Here is a 20,615-nt window from a genome sequence, read left to right on the forward strand (position 1 = left end):
CTGCCGCTTTGCCACTCGCTCGCTGCGATCGCCTCGGTGGGAAAATAGTCCGCTTAAGTTGATAAAACAGACTAAAGTGGCTATAGTAGCGCGCTTTAAAATATCCCTTTAGCGCGGTTTTTAATCAGCTTGTCACAGGCGAACTTTAGGTTTGCCATGGAGGGTTTTCGACCCGGCAGGCGGCGCTTCGCTTAACTAAATTATTCGGAATTTCACATTGATCACTACAGCGAACATCACCACGGATGCATTGCTGTTGCTATCAATTTAAGTCACTCATATACTTGTGGTTCTTATCATTTCTTAAAGAGCTACACATGCCTAAAGCTATTCCCTATATTCGTTTCAGCTCTGCGATTCAAGAAAGAGGCTCGTCTTTAGAAAGGCAAGAGAACTTAATCAACGAGTATCTAAAATCGCATACCGATGTTGAGCTTAGCGCTTTGCAGTACAAGGATTTAGGGATTTCTGGGTATAAAGGAAAGCACCTAGAAAATGACCTTGGAAAGCTTTTGGCGGCAATTGAGGCTAATCACATAGTTTCAGGTGACCGAATCTTGGTTGAGTCTATGGATAGGCTAGGGCGACTTCCTGAGATGGAAATGATTTCTTTGCTTAACGACATAATCAAACATGGTGTTAAAGTCATAACGCTGCAAGACGGGGTCGAATATAGTAAAGAAGCCCTAAGCACTAATGCTGGGTTGCTGTATCAGTTGGTGGGTAAGGTTCAGATGGCTCACCAATATTCTGAGCAGCTATCTGTGAGGGTGAAAGCTGCATGGACGAAAAAGAAGAGATTAGCGCAAAAGGGGGAAGGGGTTAAGCGTAAGGCTCCTTGGTGGATTACTTGGAATGAATCTACTCAGCGATACGATGTCGTAACCGATGCAGACAAAGAGATACTTGGTAATGTGTTTAGGTGGTATCTATCTGGTTTGGGTGAGCGTCGGATTCTTGGAAGGCTAAGAGATGCTTTTCCTGAAAAGTTCGGTACAACTGACCCTGCAACGGTAAAGAGGTGGCTTAGAAATAAGACTGCAATAGGCTATTGGGGGGATATAGCTGGCGTGTATCCACCTGCTATAGAAGAGTCTCTATATTACCAAGTCCAAGCTGAATTGCTTAGAAGGGCTGATGGTCACTCTCAGCCACCTCGCTCAGGGCATTTGCTCTGTGGGCTTGTTAAGTGTGGTGTTTGTGGCGGCAACTTCTCGATGCGCTCCAACAAGCATTCGACCGATGCTATGCACTGTAGCATAGGCAATAAGCGCAAAGATAAATGTACCAATAATAAAACTATTCCCGTTCAAATCCTTGATTGGGTTCGTTATGAAACATTTGTTGAAGCCATACAGGAAATATCTAAAAACGCGAACAATAAAGATGCCGAAGAAAAGCTAGCAATTGTAAAGGGGCGTATTGTTGAAGTAGAGGCTCAAATAGAAAACTTCTTGGTTTTGGTTGGGATGGGGTCAAAAACGGCACCTGCAAAGGTTATTGAGTTGGAACAGCAGCTTGAGCAATTGCAGGGGGACGAGTCGGAATTGTTACTTCAGATAAGAACTCCTTCAGAATTATCCTATGCAGATGCAATGCTAGAGGGGAGTGATATGATGGACGACCCTGAGCTGCTTAATAATCTTCTGAGACAGGTTTCTTACAATATCACGGTTATCGGTAATAAGATTACCTATAAAGACCGAGTTTGGGAGTACGTAAAGTGGTCTAGAGCAGAAGATTGTTATCATATGCGTCAGTTTGACCTTGATTGTCAGCTTATCGAAGAATTCACTCTCCCAGTTGCTCGTCCTATGGAAGATACAGATAGAGAGCTTTTAGAGGGTGAGCCTCAAGCTGTAATGTCTGTATTTAAGGACGAAAAAGGCTCGCTTTATAGAGATAACCCATTTATTAAGGAATTAATAAAGGATTTATAACCTAAATCATCAACAGTCATTCTTTTAACAGAAGGTAAACTTGAAAGGGGGTTGTAACGGCTTTAATAGCGAATTACATAAGTCCTTTAAGGTATCACACTTTTCATTAAAAGTCAATAGCTTGTAGGTGTTAGAGTCTTAATTATTGTTTTAACTCGTAGCTTTAAGCCTACTGGTGACCTTTAGTTGTGACCTTGGTAAATACTACGAAACTGACCCGAAGTAATGACTTAATCCTAGGTCTGGGCGGGAGGTAAAGGACTGATATAAAAATATTTACTACAAGTTAAACAAAAAATTACTACAGCATTTACAACGCGAAACAACACAAAACCTTTAAAAACAATACTATACATAGCTGGCCACTCCTTGTCATTACCAGAAACTCTTGACAAAGTCAATGTTTCGTGTTATAATATTTATAATTAATAGAGTTACTTTTTATAGCCAACCCTATCAAGCCCTTAGCAACCCTTACCTTTCTCTCTAGCCCTTTTCTTCTTCAGGCTAGGGAACTTCTCGCTAAGGGCTTTCTATATTCCACCTTTATTAAACGACACCAAGTGACCCAGTCACTAAATGGAGGACTTTCTATGCCTAAAATGTATTTAACTCGCCATCCGTACTCAACCCGACTTTATGTATTGGGTAAAAAGCTTCTCAAGGACCTAGCAGTCCATTACGGCCTCTCTCAATCTGATGTGATTCAGAAATCACTAATTTTATTAGCGAGAGAATCGGATAACCCAGAGCTACAAAAACACTCAAACAACCTAGAAATTAAAATGGGAGGATAAAAAATGAAGATTAACAACAAGCAATTATTCAACATTACAGGGTGGGAAACCCTCCGTAATGGTGCTGGTGATTATACGCTAACAAATAATGGTGTTAATGAAGTCCTTTATCATGTTGATTATCACAAGCCCACAGCTTTTGCTGGAGGAGTTAATAGTAAGAAGTTCATAAAGGGTAAGGATATTGAAACCTCCTATGAGAGCCAGGTAAAAATCCTAAAACCCAAGCAAACTATTAGTATTAGTGTGGATTCAGAAGAGAGGCTTCACGTAGCTTCTGGAGCCCATGAAGTAGGTCAAGACTACTTCAAAACACCCTCAATACTATCCTGTAAGCTTATTTACAGCTTTGAACCCTACCGCAAGCCAGAGGCGAAAACGCCCTCCAGTGATGATTCTAGAGCCTTTAAGAGGGTTTCCGAAAAGGCTGTTAAGGAGCTAGTCGAAACTAAGATAGAGAACTATAACTCATCACCTCTATCAGCTACCGCTTATGAGGGAATGTTAGTTTTTGACGGTGATTACCCCTTGAAAAGATTCAAAGTTATTATTTCAAGCGACTTCGACCTATTAACTTTTATGAATGAACTCCAGTCTACCTACAAAGGCTGTCGGGTTATTCCAGAGCTATCCGCTAAGCGCTCAATAATCTTGGAGAAATCCCCTGAACAACAAGAGGAAGACTTAACTCTAATAGCTGAGCTAGCCAGAAAAGAGGTGGAAAAGCGGGTTGAGCTTCACAACAAGGGGCTTCAAGAGGTTATCGACTCCGAACGTCAAGAAATTCTAAGGCAAGCGGAAGAGATAAGAGCTAAAAGAGAGTCAGAAGACGCAATCTTAAAACAAGCTTTAGAAATCGGAGGTTAATACATGATTAGTTTACGTTTCACCCCATCACTCTACCCAGCCCTTAAACAGCAAGCTGCCTTAGAAGGGATGTCTATAGCAGCTTTTATCGTAAAAACTGTAGAAACCCACTTAAAAAACATCGCTGTAGCCCAGTGATACCAAGGGTTGTAGGTACTGTACAAAAGTTATAAAACTGTCCGAGATAATTAACCGAGATGCCAAACATCCCTTTATAACTTTGTACAACCCTCACCACTCTACACCCTCACTCGTACAACCTCACACAAAGGAGGAACTCATGCGCACTATTACCTGTGTACATTGTAAGTCTTCTTTTAAAGCTAAAAGAAAAACTGCTAAATTCTGCTCAGACAGATGCACCAAAGCCTTTAAAAGAAGCACTGTAAAATCCACTAGAAAATCTAAGCCACTTAACAAATGTAAGTCCTGTGGTTCTTTAACTAAGAACAAGAGCTTTTGTAATCACACCTGTCAATCAACTCATACCGAGAAACAACACCAACAACAAGCCTTGAAGTGCTTCCACCGAACAGGCTTTGGTAGGTGGTTACTCTATAATTGTAAGAGGGCTAACACTGTTCAAATTCTCACAGGTTCTAATTACCACAGCTTTAACGACTTATTCCTTTTATACAAAAGGATGGTAAGAGCTAATGGCTTCGGGAAGTACCGAGAACACCTATTTGAACTAGCTCACCTAGCCCCAACAAAGGGAAGGGATTCTATAGGGCTGCTATCAACTGCCAACCTGTTAATAGCCTCAAAAGAGGTTAACCGCTCACTTGGTAATGCTGATTACAATCACACTTCTAGGTTGATGGTTACAGGCTTACAGTCTCACTACAAAGTCTATCCCGACACCAGTGATAAGGAGATTCTCCGCCTTATTAACAGTCTCACAGATGGAGAGTTGTTCAAGTTTATTAAGTACAAGCAAATAGCCCCTCCCTCTAGAACGGTTAAAAACCCTAAATTTGGGGAAAGACCTTATGATTCTGTTCAGGTGGTGTCAGAAGAGGTTACTAGGCTGGAGTCTGACATAGGTTTCTCTAACTTTGCTTTGCAGCAGGAGCTAGAGAGAATCCATTATAGCTATGGCCTCCATCTTGGTATGGAAATAAGGCAGGATGCTAATTGGGGCTTTGAGCCAATGTGCAGGAAAGAGGCTAATGCTATAGAGGTGGCAATCCTCACCAACACTCTTAAGAGCTATCGGCCTCACCAGATGGGTTCTAGGCCTTCTCTATATTGAGAATGGTTGCCCTAGATACTCCAAACTCTTTGGAAAGCTTTAGCTTGCTATCGCCATCCTTTAGGCGTTTCTTCACTTCTTCTTGCTGTTCAGGGCTTAGCTTGGACTTCCTTCCTCCTAGCTTTCCTGTTCGTCTCCTTCCTGACTGTAACCTATCAGTGATTATAGAGTGTTCAAGCTCTGCAAATACCCCTAAAAGCTGCGTAAAGGCCTTGGCCATTGGTGAGCCATCACTCGTGTCTATTTGACCATCTAAGGTCTTTACGCTTGCCCCTTTCTTATTGAGGGTGTCAACTTTGGCTAATACTTGGTTAAGACTTCTTCCTAGTCTATCAAAGGCTGTCACTACTACAATGTCGCCCTCTCGCGAATACTCGATAAGCTCATCTAGCTTCTTCCAGTTATCATCAGACTTCCCTGATTGCTTCCCGTGAAAGACTTTTGAGCAGCCAGCCTTCTTGAGCGCCTCAAGTTGCGCCTCTAGTGACTGGTCTTGAGTTGATACCCTTGCATATCCAATGAGAGCCATTTTAAGCACCTGTAGAGAGTGTTAGAAACTATATAGATAGTGACACTGTCATTGCGGGGTGTCAATAACTTTGTGTTCTTGGTTTTTAACAGTGTTAGGTGTTGAGGTAAAGTTTCTAACATCTTGTTAGGGATTTTAAAATTGTTAGAGAGCTATTGAAGACGCTATAAAAAAGCCCTAAGGCCTCAACACCTAATTTGAAAGCTGTTAAAGATTATGCATTAGTTTGTAACATGGTTGCTGAATGTGCTTAAGTTGTAGTTTTAATTGAATTGTTTTATATCTGGGAGTTGGTCGTTCAATTCTTAAATGATTGCCATCGGGTTGATAATGGCACTGATAGTAGTGTAAAAGAGTGTAGTAACTTATTTTCTAGTTCAACTTGAAATCTAGTCGTCAACAATGTAAGGGAAACTCAATGGATAATGATTTTTTTATAACTGTAGAAGGTTTTGAAAATGAGCGACTAGCTAATGAGCTTGGGAATAGCTGTATGGATATGGTTAGGGCGTTAGACAGTCGATATTCAAGTCTTAATATATCTAAATTAAAAAGAATCGTAATAACTGTAAATTTTGCTAACTCTCTATCTTCTGTCTGTAGTAGTTATGGGCATCAATCAGAAAGTGCATTCACTAATAGCGAGCAAGCTATTGCTGTTGGTCAGTTGGTTTCAAAATTAGGAAGTGATGGTGAATATGAGGAGTTCACTTTGGTTCTTGGTTGGGATTTTTTTGGTGAGCTATTTGTACAAAATGGAAATGGAGAGATTGAGGTTGAATTAAATGGAGATGAAACAAGAACTATTCTGCAAAGGTTGCTTCATGAATTATTTCATGTGCACGAGAAAAATACATTGAATCTGGTGCCAGCGTCAATGATGGTAGATGGTTATGCTAATGCTATATTAATGATTGCTGTTAGAGGTTGGTCTGAATATTTTGCTAACTACATGTCTTCATTTTTTGCTCTCGATTGTGCTATAGAATCAACATTTTTGACATTAAGGAATGTGTTGACAGAGGTTCCGCAAGAAATAACTGAGTTGGTTAATCAATATAAGAGTAGACTAATTTCTATAGAAGATATGTTTGCTAGCGTTAGGGAACGTTTGGGCTTGATAGTTAATTCTTATGCGTACGCAAAAGGCTTTATTGATTCATTGGCATTAGAAGTAGAAACATTCGATGTGGAACTTTATGAGGTGATGAGTGCATCGCCATTATATGAAGTGTTAGTTGAACTTGGTGAGCAATTCTATGAATTTCTTGATGCCTATAATAGTAGTTCATTAACATCTGTTCATGATTATGATGGGATTGGTTTTGCACTAAAGGATTTATATAGAGTGTTTTCCTTAGATGTTACAAGGATGGGGGATGGGGTGTATGTTTCAGTACACTAATGATGGATTTTTCGTGCCAACGATATGAACCCGTACTACTACTTCCAACATCTGTTTACTGAGTTGCCAAAGCGCGAACTCAACGATGATATGTCTGACCTCATGCCGTGGAATGTGGAAATAGATAAAGTTGAGTGAGGCTTAACTAGTTCATTGAGCGCTTACGTTTTTTTATTATTAATCCAAAATAAAGAATAAGGGGGCTTCCGTGCCCCTTAGTGAAACTTAAGTCTTATTTCTTGCGCTTTATTGTTTCTACAACAGTTGTTTTAGGTCTTTTCTTAGCCTCACTAACGGGAATGAATAGACCTGTTTTCGCATCTCGCCCAATCTTATATTTTACCTGTTTATCATTAGCCATTTTTAGAACCTCTTGTTTAAGTGATTAAGTGTCACGTTTACCGGAATTTCTTACAGCTAGTAACGCAATAAAGATTGTATCAAAATTGAACGTGTGCTGTATAGATATACAGTCATCAACTTTCAAATTTAAGGTCAATGCACGAGCTGGTGCACCTCCGTTAAGTAAGTGATATTGATACCTACTTATCAAACATGAGCATTTGCTGTATACTCCCGCGTTTAAAATTTACACTTAATTTATAATGACTGTTGATTACGCAAACTTGTTTATAATCAATGGTATAGACTTGCGAGGGCGTTCTTATCATTACCACGGCTAACATCACCATGCAGTTTGGCTCTAAGCCACTGTTTGAAAACATCTCAGTAAAATTTGGCGGCGGCAATCGTTACGGTCTTATCGGCGCCAATGGTTGTGGTAAATCAACCTTTATGAAGATCCTAGGCGGTGAGCTTGAGCCGACATCGGGCAATGTTTCTCTGGATGTGAATGAGCGTCTGGGTAAGCTGAGCCAGAACCAGTTCGGCTACGAAGAGTTCAATGTTGTCGATACAGTGATCATGGGACATACCGAGCTGTGGAAGGTGAAGCAGGAGCGCGATCGAATCTATTCGTTACCAGAGATGAGCGAAGAAGATGGCATCAAGGTGGCCGAGCTGGAGATGGAATTTGCCGAGATGGACGGTTACACCGCAGAAAGCCGTGCCGGCGAACTGCTACTCGGTGTAGGTATTCCGCTAGAGCAACATTTTGGTTTAATGAGCGAAATCGCCCCAGGCTTCAAGTTACGTGTGCTGTTGGCTCAGGCGCTATTTAGTGATCCAGATGTCTTACTGCTGGACGAACCCACCAACAACTTGGATATCGATACCATCCGTTGGTTGCAAGAGATGCTCAACCAGCGTAACAGCACCATGATCATCATCTCGCACGACAGATACTTCCTCAACTCTGTGTGTACCCACATGGCGGATCTCGATTATGGTGAGCTGCGTGTCTATCCGGGTAACTATGACGAATATATGACGGCGGCGACTCAGGCCCGTGAGCGTCTATTGTCTGACAATGCCAAGAAGAAAGCGCAAATTGCCGAGCTTCAAGGCTTCGTGGCGCGATTCTCTGCTAACGCCTCTAAGGCGAAGCAGGCGACTTCACGTGCTAAGCAGATCGATAAGATCAAGCTCGAAGAAGTTAAGGCATCAAGCCGTGTTAACCCTTTCATCCGCTTCGAGCAGGAGAAGAAACTTTTCCGTAATGCTTTGGTGGTTGAAGAGCTGTCTAAAGGTTATGACAACGGCCCGTTGTTTAAAGACTTCAACCTGATCGCCGAAGTGGGTGAGCGTATCGCCGTATTGGGTGAAAACGGTGTGGGTAAGACCACTATGTTACGCACCTTGATCCACGATATTCCACAGGATACAGGAACCATTCATTGGTCAGAAAACGCTGCCATTGGTTACTACGCTCAGGATCATGAATCGGATTTCGAAAATGACATGACACTGTTTGATTGGATGAGTCAGTGGCGTAAACCAGAAGATGACGATCAGAGTGTACGTGGCTACCTTGGCCGTATGCTGTTTAGCTCCGACGATATTAAGAAGTCGGTACGCGTACTCTCAGGTGGTGAGAAGGGACGTATGCTGTTTGGTAAGCTGATCATGCAAAAGCCAAACATTCTGGTGATGGATGAGCCGACGAACCACTTGGATATGGAATCTATCGAGTCACTGAACAATGCGCTGGAGATGTACGAAGGTACCTTGATCTTCGTCAGTCATGACCGCGCTTTCGTGTCGTCACTGGCCACCCGCATCATAGAGATCACCCCACAGGGCGTGAATGACTTCAAGGGCACCTATGATGAGTTCCTGCGCAGCAAAGGCGTAGAGGAATAAATCTCGTCAGCTGTCAGTAGAACCTAGTCTGTTAGGCTAATAAAAAGCCCAAGTGAATCATCACTTGGGCTTTATTATCGCTTATTTTTGTATCAGGCTACTTGGCGAAGCGTTCGGCCAGGTAGTCGAACACGGCGCGGATACCGAAGGCTTCACCGCCGATGGGGCGACCCGGTAGTTTGCGGGTATTCCAGGCCATAACGTCGAAATGGGTCCAGCTGATCTCCTCGTCGACGAAGGCTTCCAGGTAGAGGGCCGCCGTGATGGCGCCGCCAAAGGGCACCTTGCCGCAGTTGGCCAGATCGGCGATATCACTGCCGGTCAGGTCAAAATAAGGCTTGTGCAGCGGCATACGCCACACAGGATCTTCTACCGCCAGACCGGATGCAGTGATCCCCGCTGCGACCTCATCATCGTTACTGAAGAAGCCAGGGAGCTCTGTGCCCAGGGCGATACGCATGGCGCCCGTGAGGGTCGCGAAATCGATCAGCAGAACGGGCTTGTCGTCATTGGCTTCGGCCAAGGCGTCACACAGTACCAGACGGCCTTCGGCGTCAGTGTTGTCAATTTCGACCGTAAGCCCCTTGCGGGTAGTGATCACATCACCTGGACGGAAGGCGTTGGCCGACACGGCGTTTTCCACCGCAGGCACCAATACACGCAGACGCACAGGCAAGTTAGCTGCCATGATCTGGTGGGCAAGGCCGATAACATGAGCAGCACCGCCCATATCTTTCTTCATCAGGCGCATGCCGGCACCAGGTTTAAGATCTAATCCGCCTGAGTCGAAGCAGACGCCTTTGCCCACCAAGGTGACCTTAGGTGCATCTTCATCGCCCCAGGTGAGGTCGATCAGGCGCGGCGCATTGTGGCTGGCGCGGCCGACCATATGAATGGTGGGGTAGTTGTGGGTTAGCAGGTCATCGCCGACTATCTGGGTGACCTTGGCACCAAATTCGGCTGCCAATGACTCCATGGTTTCGCCAAGGTGCTGAGGCATCATGTCGGCGGCAGGGGTGTTGACCAGATCGCGCACTATCGATACCGAACGCACCATCTGTAAGGTCTGGGCAACCAGTGCAGCGTCTTTGAGTACCAGTTGAGGGTAGGTCTTGTCGTTGCGCTTGTAGCGATCAAACTTGTAAGCGCCTAAGGCCCAGCTAAAGGCAGCGAGCTTACAGGTTTGCGCATCGGCATCGAGCAGGTATTGGCCTGCAGGTAGCTCGTTAACCAGATCGCCGAAAACCCAGTGGGAGTCTTTATCATCGGTGACATAGAGGGCTTGGCTGAGTGCGCCCTCACTGCCTGGGATCAGGCTCATGCCTTTACCGCTGAATTGGGTGTTGGTTAACCAGTTTTTTACCGTGTTGTCTTGGCTGCTTAGCCAGTCGTTATAATCATTGGTACTGAGCAGTGTCAGTGGGATCCCTTCGGAACCAGAGAGGAGTATTTGAGTCATTGGGCATCATCTTATTGAGGTCAAAATTCAACTTAGATTAGCATGCCCGCCCCTTGAGACGAAAGCGGAGGATTATTCACTGCTGGCTTTTTCTACAGCCTTGAGAGCACGTTTAGTGGCTTGAGCCTCACGGCCAAGTTGCACCTTGCGTTCGGAGAGATTATTGAAGGAGCTGGGCAGTACTTCGACCCCGACTAACTTCCCCAGTTTTACCACTACGGGAATGGTGATAGGGGCAAAAGGCAGTACGGCAAAGACGCCAAGCCCCAGGCCTTTGATCAGGTCTGCCAGTTGCTTATTGGCCAGGCGAAGCTCCTCTTTACTGGCCTGTTTGCGGGTGTAACGCTTATAGGCAACCAACATATCCTTGGTTTCCTGTTTTTCCTGGGCCAGGGCATCTTTGAGCGCAAGCATGTCCCGTTTCAAACGCAGCCCAAAGCGGCGGCGACTAATGCGCAGCACTCTAAAAGGGGCCTTGTGTAACTTACGATAGATTTTCATGGCGCGATTGTCTCACAAGCTATCGATGAGACCCAACATTTAATATTGCTGTTTTTATGCTTGATACTCAGGGGGCTTAAGATCAATTTGGGCATGAACTTGAGCCTTTCCCTATGGCGCGTCAGTGAGGACAGTTCGTTACCATGCTCACTCACGCTTTTTTCCATTTAGGTAGGCGGCAATGAACGCCGGGCAAGGCTTAGCGGCCTGTTTATTCTGACTCACCATGGCCGAGACTATTGCCCCTTCTTTGAGTAGACAGATAAGGTCCAGCAGTGCGTCGTCTTGCTGCTCGAGATGCTCGCGAATCAGTTCTCTGACGGCCTGCTTATGATACTTGGCAAAGCGTGACACCTGACAGCGACTGTCGCCACATTCAATGGCCGAATTGATAAATAGGCAGCCATGAAATTCACTCAGCTCAGGCACGCGATCATTAAACCAATCATCGAGGGCGGCAAAGAGCCCCTCAATTTTACCAAAGTCGTCCTGGCCTTGGCTTAATCTATGATTGAGCCAGTCGATGTAGATCTTGTGGCGGGTCTCAAGCACGGCAACGATCAGCGCCTCTTTGCTGCTGAAGTGGTGATAGAGAGTCTTCTTGGCCACCCCAGAGACTTTAAGCACCTCGTTGATGCCCACCAGATTGATCCCTCGCTCAATAAAGAGGCTGAGGGCGGTATCGATTAGTTGTTGTCGTTTATCTGTCATGATCGCCTCGCTTTTTTATATCTTGACATCGGTAGACCAGGTTGTCTACTCTTGCGGGTAGACAGACTTGTCTACATTTATGGAGTGAAAGAGATCAAGATGAATAAACTGGCTTTTGCGTTAATTTCTGGAATGGGTGCCGCCTTGGCGATTGGCCTCCTGTCATACGCCGAAACGCTGCAGTCCGATCTGGTGCTGTTGATGGTCCCGTTCGGTGCCACGGCTGTGTTGGTGTTTGGCGTGCCTGAGAGCCCGCTGGCGCAACCAAGAAACGTGATCTTCGGTCATCTGTTGACCTGCGCCATCGGCCTCTATTTTTTTCACTATGTCGGTGTCAATCCGTTTACCCTGGCTCTGGCCAGCGGCCTTGCTGTTAGCGCCATGCTACTGACTAAAACAACTCATCCTCCGGCGGGTGCGACGCCGTTATTGGTGATGTTGACAGGCCAGGATTGGTGGTTTCTTTTATCGCCTGTGTTGACCGGGGCTGTGATTATTGTGCTGGTGGGTAAGCTTATCGCGCTGATGCACAAACGTCTGGCACGCCAAAACCTGCAGCAGAGCCAAGCAGCGTTGGATTAATGACCCGCAGCAACTACGACTTTTGTGCTTAATTTCAGGTATCTAGGTTGAAGTGGACTATACTTTTCATTCTGTTGGCGGCGCTTAACCGCTTTCCTATTCAGTGGCTATTGCCGCAAGTAATGTGAGCACAGCGCCTGCAACGAATCATCGCCGTATGGCGGCTGTTCTGTTTAAGGATGAAACGTGAATGCGCCACCCCATGAAGGCTTTTAAAATATACAGTTTGGCTATCTTGTATCTCGTCTTTCTCATCGCGGCGTTTTATATTTTGATGGCTAGCATTAATCAGTCTCAGCAGGACTGGAAGCATCACACCTATGAGGAACTGGATAAGACGGCCTTGTTTAACGATGCCATGGTGGCATTAGGCTACGGAGGCTTTATTCACGACTTCAAAAATGCCGTTATTCGTCACGATCTCAGTTATTTGAGGCGCGCTGAAGCTGAGATTGAGCTAGGGCTGCGCTCATTAGGTAAGTATGCTCAGCTTGCTCCCGAACATGAGGCTCAGGTGAAGGCGATAGCGTCTGTCGTCGAACAATATCGACAACATCTGCCACGCCTGCGCCAGATGGTGGAGCAAAAGCGCGACGTTCAAGCTATCGATTTGGCGGTGAGGGTGGATGACACTGCTGCAATTGCGGCGATAGCCACCATTCTTGCCAGTCAGAGCCAGGTGCCAAACAGCCTGTTTCAACGGGCGGAAAGTGCCCATCAACGTCTGAATCAAATGTTGCTGGTGATCCTCTTTGCCCTGGTGCTGGTAAGTATCTTAGTATTTAGTTTCATCCGATATGTGAATAAACGTCTGGCCATCAAGCTAAAAGATCTCGAAGTGATCTTTCGCTGTGCGCCCAATGCCATCTTTTCGGTCAACGAGCATGGCACCATCATCTCTGCCAATCGGGAAACCATGCGGCTGTTTGGATTTTCTGAGCGGGCGCTAAATAAAATAAATGTCGATGATCTGGTGCCCAGTGCTACCAAGGAGAAGCATAAGAAGCTGCGTATGGAGTTTCAAAAGTCAGACCGGGTGCAACCCATGTCCCAACGTAATACTACTTTTTACGGTAAGAAATTGAATGGTGATGTTTTTCCCGCCAGTATCTCTATCGCCACCTATGGGGTTGGTGGTGAGAAACACAGCATTGTGGTGATTAAAGATCTCAGTGACGAGATGCAGTATAAGTCTCAGGCCAATACCGATCCCTTAACCAAGGTCGCCAATCGTCGCGCCATTAACCATCAACTGGCGGCAGCGATTAGTCGCAGCAATCGACAGCAGACCTCGCTGGCGGTGTGTATCTTCGATATCGATCATTTCAAGGCGGTCAACGATAAGCATGGTCATCTGGTGGGCGATGACGTGTTGCAGCGGGTGGCTAAAATCTTCAAAGAGGCGATACGTAAGACAGATTTTGTTGGCCGCTGGGGGGGCGAGGAGTTTGTGATCATTCTCGAGGATACCGACAGCGAAGGGGCGACCTCTTTCGCCGACAAACTCAGGCAAGATATCAAACATCTCAGCCAAGAGAGCGACTTTCCGGTGGCTATCACCGTCAGCGCCGGCGTCTCACTCTATCGCTGGGACGATGATCAAGACAGGCTGTTTAATGATGCGGATCAGGCGCTCTATCGGGCTAAAGAGAATGGCCGCGACTGTGTTGTCGTGATCTAGATAGTGTTTTATGGACGGGGATTAGCCCGTCCGCAGTGCCAATAAAGCCGGAATATCTAACGGCGCCGAGTAGCGGCAAAAGCTCGGTTCCTTGCTGTCGATGGCGTGGATAGACATGCGGTCGGCCAGCTCATTGCCCTCAATGCCCACATGCGCCGCCACATGAGTGAGTTTGATGGTCGCTTTTAAACTGTCATATAACTCATGGGCTTGCTGAATGATCTCAAGATTGGCTATCTCGCCGGTTTTACGTTGCCAGCCCTTGGCCTTCCAACCATAGGCCCAGTTGGTGATGCAATTGATCGCATACTGGGAGTCACTGTGAATATGCACGCTCTTGCCCAGTTTACTATATTGCTGCGCCATTAAGAGAGCCTGATATAGGGCGTTTAACTCGGCGGTGTTATTGGTGCCCTTGGGGTTATAAAGCCCATACCAGAGCTCAGTCAATTCACCCGCTTGATAGAGTGCCAGGCCTGAGCCTGCTTCGCCGGGATTGGGCTCACAGCCGCCATCGGTATAGATATCGATATCGCTGTCGGGGTGTTCACTCGCGGCGATCTGACTGCTTGCTTTGCGACTGGCCGTTTTAGGCTTGCTGGTCTGAGAGGGCTTAGCGCCAAAGGCGGCCTCTGCTTCTGCCAATGTCTTGAAGGATTTATAGCGCGCCCCGGCAAAGCCGTCCACTAGCGCCTTGGTTTGCGGCCAACTGGTAAAGATGCCCGTCTCGCGTCCTGCCCATACCACATAATATTTGCTTGCCATCGGTTTCTCTTTCCCTTGAATTAATCGGCTTGTTTGCAGCTTTGCAGTAACTTGACGAAGAAGGCCTCGCCCTTACGTTCGGCAAAAGCGATATTGCGCTCGGGGATAGACTCTGGATCGTCATAATCGGCCAAGGCGCGCTCCATACTGGCTTCTCGTATGATATGCAGTGTTGGGTAAGGGGCCCTGTTGGTGTAGTTTGCTGCGCTGTCTTGGGGCTCGCCTTCGAAACAGTAATCCGGGTGGAAACTGGCGAGCTGAAAGACCCCCTCAAAGCCCTGCTCGATAAGCAGGTCGTTGGCGATATCCACCAGATCTAGGTAGAGATAAAAGCCCTCAAAGCCCCGTGGCATGATAAACAGTGTGGTCTCGATTTGTGGCTGTTGCTCCAGCAAATGACATTCCTGAATCAGCTCATCCAATACTTTATCAATCTGACTATGCTGGGCGACCGTATAGCGGATGCTGTTACGCTCCACTTCACGGCGGGCAAAGGGGCAGATGTTGTATTTCATGATCACCTTTTCCACCCAATTCTGGGTCTCTAAGGCGATTGGCGCATCCTCAGCGCTGTGATTGACCTGTGTATCAGACACCGGCAGCTCCGTTTGATCTCGTTATTGAGGAGCGATCATAGGGATGATAGAGGCCACAAGCAAGAGTGCCATGGCAATGTTAAAGCCTTTTTGTTGACGTTGATTTTTAAGTAACCGTTTGAGTGCCACACCAAAGCCTAACCATACCAGGGCGCAGGGCAGTGCCACGCTGAAGAAGACGCTGGCGATGGTGAGAACTTGTCGTGTTAGTGGTTGGTCAATCACAGTAAAGGTCGCAATAGCGCCCACGGCCATGATCCAGCCCTTAGGGTTGACCCATTGAAAGGCCGCCGCTTGGAGAAAAGAGAGTGGCTTGGCGGTCTGTTTACCCTCCATCTTACTGCTGCTGTTGGCGATGAGCCAAGACAGATAGAGCAGGTAGGCGATACCAATATATTTGATGATCAGGTGCAAGAGTGGGTAGGCCTGAAAGACGGCGCTCAATCCCAAACCGATCGCCAGAACCATGCAGGGAAAGCCAATACAAATCCCCGCCAGGTGGGGCAGACTGGGCTTGATGCCAAAATTGACGCCAGAGGTCATCAACATAATGTTGTTGGGCCCAGGGGTGATCCCTGAGGAAAAGGCGAAAAGGGCGATGGCAAAAACCAGTTCCATGTAGCGTGTGTCTCTAGTACCTGTTAACGATGGCCTATGATCGCCGACATAAGACATTCTGACCAGAAAAATTTCCCAACCTTTTGCATATTTTATAACTCACTGTAAATCATTAACTATTTAGCTTTAAATCGGCAGATTTACCTATCTGGTGATGTAAATCTTCTCTGTCTCGCTTGCAATTATATATTGTATAAAATATAACTTGCCTGCAATAAATTGTTAACTACGGGTTAACAAGGATGTGCTAAATGCTCGATAACGACACCTCAAAGAAGGTGAATTGAGTGACTTAAACCTGAGTAATGATCGGCTCGCCCGAGCCGATAGGTCTGGAGACCAACTATGACAAAGACAATTATATCTCGCGGTGTGCTTACTCGCCGTTTCACTCCCACCGCCCTGGCGTTAGCTTGTTCCCTGCTTGCAGCGCCACAGGTTGTGAGTGCCAATGACGCGCCGCGTTCTAAACCCATGCCGCAACAGGCGATGAAAGCGGCGGTGCAACGGGCTGATGTTGACAATGGCCAGAGCAAAGCGCGCTTCGATAAGGCTGCGCGTAAGCCAAGAGGTGCCGCATCGGTTACTGAGGGTGATAAGGTGCCACCATCAGGTACAGGGCAAGAGTCACAGCAGGGGGTTAATGACCACTCTGCTCTGCAAGGCCCTTTGGGCGCTCAGGGCGCTGAGGGCAATCAAGGTGCTGAAGGGCCAGCGGCTGAGACGGATCCCTGTAATGGTTATAGCCAGTTCGATACGTTAACCGGCCAGGCCCTGTATGATTTTGTTCGTCAGGCGGAGTTTTCCTGTATCTCAGAGTTATATTCTCGTAACGACGCCACGGCGGTAAAGGCGTATAAGGCCGACAATGTGGTGGCGGTGGCGAATTTAGCTAAGGCCAGCGCGGCGACCTATGACAGCAGTAGCGGTAGTGAGTTATTTAACCTGTTCTACTTTCTACGTGGCGCATTTTATATCGAATACTATAACGAGGATTTGAGCTATAGCGATACTCGCGCCAGCGATGCCATGCGCGAACTACTACTCGAATATGCGAAAAACCCGGCTATGGCCAGCCTGAGCGACATGCAGGGCAACACATTGCAGGAGTATTTCATCGCTTGGGACAGTTCTTACAACTACTATGATTCGGTGGCGGTGATCACACAATATCTTGATCAGTTTAGCGAGCAGCATCTGGCGTCCTGGTATCACAGAAGTGCACTGACTAAGGCGCTAACCACCCTTTATCGTGGCAATTGGGATGAGAAGTACACTAAGGCCTCAATGGAGTATGATGCTTTGCGCGCCGCGCTGCTTAAGGTGGCGACCTCAGACTATATCATCAACTCTAATTATGCCTTCGAATCCTCAGATGCCTTTCATGAGTTTGGCCGTTTCTATGAGTACCAGAAATACTGGGGGCTGCCTGAGAGTCTGAAGCTTTCGCTCAACGATGGTGTGCAGCAATATATGAATAAGTTTGCCCGCCTGTCTAAGCAGTGGGCTGATGCCGCTGGTTATCTGGATTACTACAACCCTGGACAATGCGACAGTTTTGGGATCTGCGGCTGGGAAGCTGAGCTGGAAAGCAGCGTGCTTGGTATTCACTATAGCTGCTCTGACACCATTAAGATCCGCGCGCAGCAACTTACCAATCAGGAGCTACAGCAGTCTTGTGATTTGATGGGGGATGAAGAAGTACTGTTCCATCAGGTGCTGGCGACCAGCGGCGACCCCGTGGCCGATGATTACAATCAGGATCTCGAGGTCAATATCTTCGACAGTTATGATGACTATGATGCCTATGCCGGTATTATTTTTGGCATCAACACAGACAATGGTGGTATGTACCTCGAAGGCACACCCTCCAACCCGAATAACCAAGCCCGCTTTATTGCACATGAGGCCACCTGGACTGAGGATATTTTGGTGTGGAATCTCAGGCATGAGTATGTGCATTATCTCGATGGTCGCTTTAATCTGTACGGTGGTTTTAGCCATTTCGATATCGATACTGGCAAGTCGGTATGGTGGTCAGAAGGATTGGCTGAATACATTTCTCAGCAAAATCGTAATGACGAGGCGATCGCTATTGGGCGTAGTCAAAGCTTCAGCCTCAGTGAGATCTTGGCCAATACCTATGACAGTGGTACAGAGAGAGTCTACCGTTGGGGCTACCTAGCAGTGCGCTTTCTGTTTGAACAGCACAGAAGTGATGTTGACGCGCTTCTGGTATACGCCCGCGCCGGGGATGCGGCAGCTTGGCTCAGCTATATCGATAACACTATTGGCACTCAGTATGACAGTGAATGGAATAGCTGGCTCTTGACGGTATCCAGTAATGACACACCACTTGATGGCGGCATAGTCACGCCGATTGATAGCGATGGCGACGGGGTGATCGACAGTGAAGATGCCTTTCCAAGCGATCCTACCGAGTGGGCCGATGAGAACGGTAATGGTATTGGCGATAACGCCGATGCTGACAATGGTGGTGGGCCCGTGAGCCATTGCGGCGACACAAGCATTACCGATGGCAAACTCACTCTGGAGCAGGCTGAATGTGTGGCGGGCACTGGGATCAATTATTACTACACCTATGTCGATCAAGATAATACACAGCTGTACATCAGTACCTCAGGTGGTGAAGGGGATCTGGATATCTACTTTAACCAGCAAACCTGGGCCTCGAGCAGTGACTATGACGTCAAGTCACAGAGCACAGGTAACGATGAGCTGATAAGTGTTATCGCCAATCGTGGTTGGGTCTATATTTCGACAGTGGCCGTTACTGCGTTTGATGGTGTGACCCTAAAGGTAAGTCAAACAGCTGATGGAACTCCCGATAATGGTGGTGATGCTGGTGTCGAGGATGCCTGCGTTAGCAACAACCCATACAGCTATGGTGGCGTAGAATTTGGCCAAGCCGTCTGTGTGGCCGACGGGCACTCAAGTTACTATTTCTATGTGCCGGCCAACACCGCGGCCATTGAGATCAATACGGATCACGGCAGTGGTAACCTGGATCTATACGCCAATGGCGCGACCTGGGCGAGCCCTTCAGATTATCAGTACAAGTCGGACAATACCGGTAATCAGGAAAAGATCCGTGTGTTAGCACCGACAGAAGGCTGGTTCTATGTCAGCGCAGATGGTGCGCCTTCGAGCAGTGGTGCCAGTTTAGTGGTGACGCTCGAGGCGAACTAAAAGCGATACGCCTGACCATGATAAACGCCGGCCTTGTGCTGGCGTTTATCATGGTCCTGGCGCGTTTGAAAAGCCCAAAATGTGAACAGATACACTAAGGAGATGAATGTTAACGTTTTGTCAGCCTAGGTTCATGATACTTAGCTTATACTTTGTTCATTCTGGTCACGATGCGACTGATTTTAGATACTGACTTTTACACTTTTGATAAGGATAGCCAATGAAAACATGCTTGCTTAGCCTGATACTCATGATGAGTGTCACCGCCTGCACAGTCACCGAGGAGACGCCCTTGCAACTGCCTATGACACCTGAGGATCGTTTAACCCTGGTGGCCAGCGGCGATTTGAGGTTCCTTGGTGACCAGCCATCTCGCTTTGCGTTACATCCTGGTGTTGCCGAGCTAAGGGTAGGTGATGAGGTGCAGCCCGATGCGTTAAAGACGCGTATGCGTGAGGCGATTCAGGCAGTGATGTTGGCCAAGGGGTATCAAGAAGTTTCAATGTCACAATCGCCGGATCTGTTGATAGGCTATGGTGTGGCATTAGGCGACAAGATGAGTGATAGCGAGATCTTGCAAAAGGTTGGGCTCGTGCCTGGTGCATCTAATCAGGGAGTCGACATGGGGCGCTATGAGAAGGGAACTGTACTGTTAATGGTGTTTGATCCCAAACTCGCTTCGCCAAGATGGCAGGTGCTGGCACAAGGGTTTACGCCTTTGAGTCAGGATAATGCACAGGCAAAAGAGGGGACTGATACCAGATTGTCTAGGGTGATCACTAAGATGCTCAGCGAGCTACCGCAACACCTTTAACGGATCTTCAGCGCCGCACAGATAGACTAAGCTAGTGTGTGGCAATGATTATTGTGACAGTTTGAGATAAGGAGTATTGAGATGTTACGACACACAGTTAAAGGCTTAATGGTGATGGGGCTACTACTGCCTTTGTTGACGCAACCAGTGAAGGCTGGGGAGTGGAGTGAGATAGCTCAAAAGACGGTCGACTATAAGGCCGAGGTGGATAAGATTAACTTGGGTCGCAAGGAGCAGGACTTAGTCAGTATCAAACTTAAATGTGAACAAGGGACGGTGAACCTGAAACAGGTAGAGCTGTTCATGAGCGACGGTGAGTCTAAGAAGGTAGATAATCTCGGGGTGTTAACCAAAGGGTTGTCGAGCCGGGCCATCACAGTGCCAAAAGGAGAGGCGCACCTTGAGCGAATTGAACTCACCTATGACAGCGTCGGTAGCCAGGCATTGGGCCTTGCCGGGATCTCCAAGAAGGGCAAGATCACTGTGCTGGGGAAACATAAGGCAACAGATGACTAAAATAATAGCTGAAAATGGCTAACGTCAAAGCGACACGCATCGCTTAACCATTAGCCCTTTATCGATCAAAAGTATGCATAAGCGCCGCCAGTTAGACTGTGCGGCGC

Annotated in this window: 17 protein-coding genes and 1 pseudogene; 11 read left to right on the forward strand and 7 right to left on the reverse strand. The window is 47.0% G+C overall.

Annotated elements, in window-relative coordinates:
• The first annotated feature begins 317 nt into the window (after positions 1-317).
• From L2712_RS12110 to L2712_RS12120, 3 genes are all read left to right on the forward strand, one after another.
• Entirely contained in the window at positions 318-1,940 is a 1,623-nt protein-coding gene (locus L2712_RS12110; protein WP_248977919.1) for a recombinase family protein, read from the forward strand.
• Positions 1,941-2,740: 800 nt separating this feature from the next.
• Complete coding sequence (locus L2712_RS12115) at positions 2,741-3,604, forward strand: hypothetical protein (protein ID WP_248977920.1); 864 nt, start codon at positions 2,741-2,743, stop codon at positions 3,602-3,604.
• A gap of 280 nt (positions 3,605-3,884) precedes the next feature.
• Complete coding sequence (locus tag L2712_RS12120) at positions 3,885-4,859, forward strand: hypothetical protein (RefSeq protein ID WP_248977921.1); 975 nt, start codon at positions 3,885-3,887, stop codon at positions 4,857-4,859.
• Here L2712_RS12120 and L2712_RS12125 read toward each other — a convergent pair.
• A complete protein-coding gene (locus L2712_RS12125; RefSeq protein WP_248977922.1) occupies positions 4,840-5,388 on the reverse strand; it encodes a recombinase family protein in 549 nt (182 codons plus the stop codon). The genes L2712_RS12120 and L2712_RS12125 overlap by 20 nt on opposite strands.
• A gap of 418 nt (positions 5,389-5,806) precedes the next feature.
• Here L2712_RS12125 and L2712_RS12130 point away from each other — a divergent pair, with 418 nt between their 5' ends.
• From L2712_RS12130 to L2712_RS12140, 3 genes and pseudogenes are all read left to right on the forward strand, one after another.
• The gene (locus L2712_RS12130; RefSeq protein ID WP_248977923.1) at positions 5,807-6,793 is read left to right on the forward strand and encodes a hypothetical protein; all 987 of its coding nucleotides are present in this window, start codon (positions 5,807-5,809) and stop codon (positions 6,791-6,793) included.
• Between the two features lie 12 nt (positions 6,794-6,805).
• Positions 6,806-6,931: pseudogene (locus L2712_RS12135) on the forward strand (transposase domain-containing protein); the annotation flags it as partial.
• Between the two features lie 528 nt (positions 6,932-7,459).
• Positions 7,460-9,055 (forward strand): ABC-F family ATPase, encoded by a 1,596-nt coding sequence (locus L2712_RS12140; protein ID WP_033539634.1) that lies wholly within the window; start codon positions 7,460-7,462, stop codon positions 9,053-9,055.
• 97 nt (positions 9,056-9,152) lie between these two features.
• Here the strand turns inward: L2712_RS12140 and L2712_RS12145 are convergent, their stop codons facing one another.
• The 3 genes from L2712_RS12145 to L2712_RS12155 form a co-directional block, all read right to left on the reverse strand.
• Entirely contained in the window at positions 9,153-10,514 is a 1,362-nt protein-coding gene (locus tag L2712_RS12145) for a leucyl aminopeptidase family protein (RefSeq protein ID WP_248977924.1), read from the reverse strand.
• A gap of 72 nt (positions 10,515-10,586) precedes the next feature.
• On the reverse strand, positions 10,587-11,015 hold the full coding sequence (locus L2712_RS12150; RefSeq protein ID WP_033540811.1) for an LETM1 domain-containing protein: 429 nt from the start codon (positions 11,013-11,015) through the stop codon (positions 10,587-10,589).
• 147 nt (positions 11,016-11,162) lie between these two features.
• The gene (locus L2712_RS12155; RefSeq protein WP_248977925.1) at positions 11,163-11,726 is read right to left on the reverse strand and encodes a TetR/AcrR family transcriptional regulator; all 564 of its coding nucleotides are present in this window, start codon (positions 11,724-11,726) and stop codon (positions 11,163-11,165) included.
• 99 nt (positions 11,727-11,825) lie between these two features.
• On the opposite strand from L2712_RS12155, the gene L2712_RS12160 reads away from it, so the two are divergent.
• On the forward strand, positions 11,826-12,308 hold the full coding sequence (locus L2712_RS12160) for an HPP family protein (RefSeq protein WP_248977926.1): 483 nt from the start codon (positions 11,826-11,828) through the stop codon (positions 12,306-12,308).
• A 202-nt stretch (positions 12,309-12,510) separates the two neighbouring features.
• On the forward strand, positions 12,511-13,989 hold the full coding sequence (locus tag L2712_RS12165) for a sensor domain-containing diguanylate cyclase (protein WP_248977927.1): 1,479 nt from the start codon (positions 12,511-12,513) through the stop codon (positions 13,987-13,989).
• 21 nt (positions 13,990-14,010) lie between these two features.
• Here the strand turns inward: L2712_RS12165 and L2712_RS12170 are convergent, their stop codons facing one another.
• Genes L2712_RS12170 through L2712_RS12180 form a run of 3 tightly spaced genes read right to left on the reverse strand, consistent with a single transcriptional unit; the run spans position 14,011 to position 15,968 of the window.
• Positions 14,011-14,754: a ribonuclease H1 domain-containing protein gene (locus L2712_RS12170; RefSeq protein ID WP_248977928.1), complete on the reverse strand. Its 744-nt coding sequence runs from the start codon at positions 14,752-14,754 to the stop codon at positions 14,011-14,013.
• A gap of 20 nt (positions 14,755-14,774) precedes the next feature.
• Positions 14,775-15,350 (reverse strand): DUF1415 domain-containing protein, encoded by a 576-nt coding sequence (locus L2712_RS12175; protein WP_346347563.1) that lies wholly within the window; start codon positions 15,348-15,350, stop codon positions 14,775-14,777.
• Positions 15,351-15,371: 21 nt separating this feature from the next.
• Positions 15,372-15,968 (reverse strand): LysE family translocator, encoded by a 597-nt coding sequence (locus L2712_RS12180; RefSeq protein ID WP_248977929.1) that lies wholly within the window; start codon positions 15,966-15,968, stop codon positions 15,372-15,374.
• Between the two features lie 345 nt (positions 15,969-16,313).
• Between L2712_RS12180 and L2712_RS12185 the strand changes: the two genes are divergently transcribed.
• From L2712_RS12185 to L2712_RS12195, 3 genes are all read left to right on the forward strand, one after another.
• The gene (locus L2712_RS12185) at positions 16,314-19,178 is read left to right on the forward strand and encodes a M9 family metallopeptidase (protein ID WP_248977930.1); all 2,865 of its coding nucleotides are present in this window, start codon (positions 16,314-16,316) and stop codon (positions 19,176-19,178) included.
• Between the two features lie 220 nt (positions 19,179-19,398).
• Positions 19,399-19,992 carry a DUF4136 domain-containing protein gene (locus L2712_RS12190; protein WP_248977931.1) on the forward strand — a complete coding sequence of 198 codons (594 nt, stop codon included), beginning with the start codon at positions 19,399-19,401 and terminating at the stop codon, positions 19,990-19,992.
• A gap of 81 nt (positions 19,993-20,073) precedes the next feature.
• Positions 20,074-20,508 (forward strand): DUF2541 family protein, encoded by a 435-nt coding sequence (locus L2712_RS12195; RefSeq protein ID WP_248977932.1) that lies wholly within the window; start codon positions 20,074-20,076, stop codon positions 20,506-20,508.
• Positions 20,509-20,615 lie beyond the last annotated feature (107 nt).

This window comes from Shewanella marisflavi, assembly GCF_023283925.1.
GTDB classification, from domain to species: domain Bacteria; phylum Pseudomonadota; class Gammaproteobacteria; order Enterobacterales; family Shewanellaceae; genus Shewanella; species Shewanella marisflavi.